This window comes from Brevundimonas sp. (assembly GCF_031082345.1).
Lineage (GTDB): Bacteria > Pseudomonadota > Alphaproteobacteria > Caulobacterales > Caulobacteraceae > Brevundimonas.
The window spans coordinates 1-4,366 of the sequence record NZ_JAVHLH010000239.1; the positions used below are offsets into that span (position 1 = coordinate 1).

Annotated in this window: 3 protein-coding genes; 2 read left to right on the plus strand and 1 reads right to left on the minus strand. The window is 72.4% G+C overall.

Annotated elements, in window-relative coordinates:
* A partial coding sequence (gene mutS / locus RDU12_RS13060; RefSeq protein WP_308685019.1) for a DNA mismatch repair protein MutS occupies positions 1–1,552 on the plus strand: 1,552 nt, incomplete at its 5' end.
* On the opposite strand, the gene RDU12_RS13065 is transcribed toward mutS, so the two are convergent.
* Entirely contained in the window at positions 1,549–2,187 is a 639-nt protein-coding gene (locus RDU12_RS13065; RefSeq protein ID WP_308685021.1) for a CAP domain-containing protein, read from the minus strand. The genes mutS and RDU12_RS13065 overlap by 4 nt on opposite strands.
* Here RDU12_RS13065 and glnD point away from each other — a divergent pair.
* Positions 2,186–4,366: [protein-PII] uridylyltransferase (gene glnD / locus RDU12_RS13070; protein WP_308685023.1), on the plus strand; the 2,181-nt coding region annotated here is incomplete at its 3' end. The two genes, RDU12_RS13065 and glnD, sit on opposite strands and share 2 nt — an antisense overlap.

A 4,366-nucleotide genomic window follows, 5' to 3' on the forward strand; every position in this document is an offset into this window, starting at 1 on the left:
CGGCGGACCGCGCGAGCTGGCGGCGATCCGCACCGGCCTGTCGGTGGCCGAGGGGGTGGCCGGGCTGTTTCCGCCCGAACGCGATCCGCTGACCGGACCGCCGGCCCGGCTGGTCGGCTGCCTCGATCGGCTGGCGCTGTCGCCGGAGACCGGCCGCCTGCTGGTCGATCTGCACGAGGGACTGGTGGCCGAGCCGCCGCATCTGGCCCGCGACGGCGGCTTCGTCGCCCCCGGCTACCGACCCGAACTGGAGGAGTCCCGGCGCCTGCGCGACGACAGCCGACGCGTGGTCGCCGATCTGGAAGCGCGCGCGATCGCCGAGTCCGGCGTGGCCTTCAAGATCCGGCACAACGCCGTGCTCGGCTATTTCCTCGAGGCCTCGGCCAAGGCCGCCGAACCCCTGCTGCGGCCGACCGGCGAGAGTCCCTTCATTCATCGTCAGACCCTGGCCAACCAGGTGCGGTTCACCACCGTCGAACTGTCCGAACTGGACGCGAAGATCAGCCAGGCCGGGCACCGCGCCCTGGCCATCGAGGGCGAGACCTTCGAGACGTGGCGGCGCACGGTGCAGTCCTTGGCCCGACCGCTGCAGGCCGTGGCCGAGGCGCTGGCCGAATTCGACGCCCACTCCGCGCTCGCCGAATGGGCCGAGGAGGTCGGGGCGGTGCGCCCGGCGGTGGACGACACCGCCTGTTTCGAGGTCACCGCCGGGCGCCATCCAGTGGTCGAGGCGGCGGTGAAGTCGGCCGGCGACCCCTATACGCCCAACGACTGCAAGCTCGACGGCTCGGGCGCCGGCTGCGCCCGCCTGTCGATCGTCACCGGCCCCAACATGGCCGGCAAGTCGACCTTCCTGCGCCAGAACGCCCTGCTGGTGGTGCTGGCCCAGGCCGGCGCCTTCGTGCCCGCCCGCGCCATGCGTCTGGGCGTGGTCGATCGTCTGTTCAGCCGCGTCGGGGCCGGCGACGACCTCGCCCGGGGCCGTTCGACCTTCATGACCGAGATGGTCGAGACCGCCGCCATCCTGACCCAGGCCACCGACCGTTCGTTCGTGGTTCTGGACGAGATCGGCCGCGGCACCGCGACCTATGACGGCCTCGCCATCGCCTGGGCTGTGGCCGAGGCCCTGCACGATCACAACCGCGCCCGCACCCTGTTCGCCACCCACTATCACGAGCTGGCCGGGCTGGAGACGCGGCTGGCCCATGTCTGCAATCTGTCGATGAAGGCCCGCGAGTGGAACGGCGACCTGGTCTTCCTGCACGAGGCGGCCCCCGGGGCGGCCGATCGCTCCTATGGGGTGCAGGTGGCGAAACTGGCCGGCGTGCCCGCCGCGGTGGTCACCCGCGCCCGCGCGGTGCTGGAGCGGCTGGAGGGCGAGAAGACCGCCGCCATCAGCCTCGACGACCTGCCGCTGTTCGCCATGGCCGAACCGCCCGCCCCGCCGCCGTCCTCGGCCGTGCAGGACGCCCTGGCGGCCATCGAGCCCGACGAACTGTCGCCGCGCGAGGCGCTCGAGGCGCTCTACCGCCTGAAGGCGATCAAACCCTAACCGGCCCGGGCGAAATCGAGCACGCAGGCCGTGCGCCAGACCGGATGCGGGGCGCAGGCCGCGCCGACCAGGGTGTAGGTCGGGTTGAACAGGATGCGGCGGTGCCCCCGGTCCGGCACGCCGTCGTCGACGATCAGCTGCAGGATGACGTCCTCGGCCCTGTCGGGTCCGTAGGCGATGGCCTCGCCGGTCGCGCTCCAGCGGTCGTAACGGCGCATGCGGTCGGACGGGCTGGAGCCGTCGGCGCCGACGTGGGCGACCTCGCCGGTGCGGCCCTGCTCGCCGGCGTGATCCGCCGCGGCACGGCCCAGCCCCTCACTCTCGCGCAGGGCCGGGAGCGGAGCTTGGCGTTCCAGGAAGGCGACAGCCTCGTCGACCGCCGCCGGTCCCTCGCGGGTGACCACGGCGATCTCCCCCGGCCGTTCGATGCGGTCGCCGCGGAACAAGGCGCGCAGGGCGCGGGCCTTGCGGGCGTAGGCGGCCGGATCGGTGCGCGCGGCGTTGAGTTCGGCGACGATGTCGGCCCGGGCAACGGCTTCGACGGTCCGCGGCGCGTCGGTCGGGGAGAGCCCGGCGCCGGCCGGGGCGCATCCTGCGAGCAGGGCGGCCAACAGCAGCCCCGGGGTTCTGATCATGCCGCGCCTCCCTGACACGCGCACTGTCGCGCAGGCCCGCGCCACGGTCTATACCGGCGCGATGAGCCCCCGCAGCCGCCGCCCGGCCGATGCCGCAGACCCGCGGGTGTCCGAAAGCGACGCCTGGGCCGCCGCCGCTTCCGCCTCCAGCCCGCGCGCCGCCGTCACCGTCCTGCTCAGGGAACGTTGGGAGGCGGCGCGGGCGCGCGCGGCCCAGCGGCTGGAATACGGCTTGGGCGGAGTCGAGGTCGCGAAACTGTATGCGGCGGCGGCGGACGACATGCTGACCTCCCTGTGGCGGTTCGCCACCGAGGCCCTGTATCCGGCCCCCAATCCGACCGAGGCGGAGCGGCTCAGCCTGATCGCCGTGGGCGGCTACGGGCGCGGCGTGCTGGCGCCGTTCTCCGACCTCGACCTGCTGTTCCTGAGGCCGTGGAAGTCGATCCCCCGCACCGAGCAGGTCATCGAATTCATGCTCTATGTGCTGTGGGATCTGGGGGTGAAGGTCGGCCAGTCGGCGCGGTCGGTCGACGAATGTCTCGCGTTGGCCAAGGCGGACATGACGGTCCGCACGGCGCTGCTGGAGGCGCGGCCGCTGGCCGGCGATCTGGCGCTGGCCGAGGATTTCATCGCCCGCTTTCGCGCCTTCGTGGTCAAGTCCGACCCGCGGCCCTTCATCGCCGCCAAGCTCGAGGAACGCGACGCGCGTCATCAGAAGGCCGGGGCGGTGCGCTACCGGGTCGAACCCAACGTCAAGGACGGCAAGGGCGGGCTGCGCGACCTCAACACCCTGTTCTGGATCGCCCGCTCGCTGGCGCCCGACAGCCCGCTGGGCGCCCGCGTCATGGACGACCTGCTGACGTCGCGCGAGCGCCGCACCTTCGAGGAAGCCTTCGACTTTCTGTGGCGCACCCGGGCGCATCTGCACCTGCTGGCCGGCCGGGCGGAAGAGAAGCTGACCTTCGACCTGCAGCCCGAGGTGGCCCGGCGGATGGGCTGGCGCGGCCGCGGCGACGAGCCGGCGGTCGAGCGGTTCATGCGCCGCTACTTCCTCGTCGCCCGCGACGTCGGCGGCCTGACCCGGGCCATGTCGGCCAAGCTGGAGGCGCGACAGCAGAAGCCGACCCTGAGCCTGTCGCGGCTGATCCCGGGCCGCCGGCGCAAGCTCGGCGTCGAGGGCTTGATCGAGGACGGCGGACGGCTGTCGGTCACCGGTCCCGAGGTGTTCGCCGCCGCGCCCGAAAAGCTGCTGATGCTGTTCCGCTGCGCCGACACGCACGACCTGGACCTGCATCCGGACGCCTTTTCGGCGGTCAGCCGGTCGCTGTCGCTGGTCACGCCTTCGCTGCGCCGGGACCCGGAGGCGACGCGGGCCTTCCTCGACATCCTCGCCCACGGCCAGCGGCCCTACCGGGTGCTGACGCTGATGAACGAGACCGGCCTGCTGGGGCGGTTCCTGCCGGAATGGGGCCGGATCGTCGGCCAGACCCAGTTCAACATGTACCACGCCTATACGGTCGACGAGCACACCCTGCAGGCCATCGGCATCATCAACGACATCTGGCGCGGCAAGCTGAAGGCCGAGCATCCCAACGCCAGCGAGATCGTCCATCGCATCGACGATTTCGAGGCCCTGATGCTGGCCATGATGCTGCACGACGTCGGCAAGGGCGGCGACCGCGGTCAGCTGGAGGATGGGGCCATCGCCGCGCGCCGGGCCTGCGACCGTCTGGGCCTCGACCCCCGCCGGATCGAGTTCGTGGTCTGGCTGGTGCGCAACCACCTGGCGCTCAGCGACTACGCCCAGAAGCGCGACGTCTCGGACCCGGAGACGGTGCGGGCCTTCACCGAACTGGTCGGCGATCCGGAACGGCTGCGCACCCTGCTGATCCTGACGGTCGCCGACATCCGCGCCGTCGGCCCCGGGGTCTGGAACGGCTGGAAGGGCCAGCTGATCCGCGATCTCTACCAGCGCACGGAAGCGGCCTTCCGGGGCGAGACCCTGCATCCGGTCGATCCGCTGGACGACTATCCGGAGCTGATGCGCCGCGGCCGGGCCGAAGGAGTGGTGGCCGAGGTGCTGGAGGCCGATCCGACCGAGGCGGAAGGGCCGTCGGCGACCCGGGTCGCGGTGGCGGCGCGCGATCGGCCGGGGCTGTTCGCTGACCTGGCCCAGGCG

Bases quoted from the DNA above. Each gene is read 5' to 3' on its own strand.
- RDU12_RS13065 (WP_308685021.1), bottom strand. From the start codon at position 2,187: ATGATCAGAACCCCGGGGCTGCTGTTGGCCGCCCTGCTCGCAGGATGC.